1 pseudogene is annotated in these 723 nt (G+C 63.5%); it reads left to right on the top strand.

Annotated elements, in window-relative coordinates:
* Positions 1-723, top strand: a pseudogene (locus NW820_RS13135) (phosphoglucomutase/phosphomannomutase family protein); the annotation flags it as partial.

Genomic DNA, 723 nt, shown 5'->3' with positions numbered 1-723 from the left:
GCCCAGGCCAGCGCCCAAGTGTTGGCCCGCACCTACCCCGGCGAAGGGATCCTGGTCGGCTACGACAACCGCTTTCTCTCGGAACGCTTTGCCGCCCACGTTGCTGAGGTGGTGGCCCGCCTGGGGATCCCAGTTTACCTCTCCACCTGTGTGGCCCCAACGCCGGCCTTTAGCTGGGGTGCCAAGGAGCGGGGCTGCCACGGCGCTTTGGTGATCACCGCCAGCCACAACCCCCCCCACTATTCCGGCCTCAAGGTCAAGGGAGGATTTGGTGGCTCCGTGCCGCCGGAAGTTACCGCCGCCATCGAGCAGGAGCTGCAAAGCCTCCAGCCTCTTGGATCCCACAAGGCCCCCATCCACACCTGGGATCCCTGGCCCGGCTACCTGGCTCAGCTCAGCCGCTTTGTGGATCTGGAAAAGCTCAAGGGATCCCCGGCCAAGATCTGGGTGGATGTCATGTTTGGCTCTGGCGCCGGTGGCCTCAAGCGCCTACTGGGGGAGAAGGTGATTGAATTGCAGGCCCACCGGGATCCCTTATTTGGGGGATTTCCCCCCGAGCCCTTGCCCCAAAACCTGCAGGCTTCCGCTCAGATCATCGCAGCGGATCCGGCCCCCTTGAAAATGGGCCTGGTCTTTGATGGGGATGCCGACCGCATTGCGGCTCTCGATGGGCAAGGCCATTTCCTCAGCCCGCAGATCCTGATCCCCATCTTGATCGACCAC

The sequence above is a fragment of the Synechococcus sp. R55.7 genome (genome assembly GCF_047461955.1).
In the GTDB taxonomy this organism is placed as follows: domain Bacteria; phylum Cyanobacteriota; class Cyanobacteriia; order Thermostichales; family Thermostichaceae; genus Thermostichus.
This window is presented reverse-complemented; position numbering and strand designations above follow the sequence as displayed.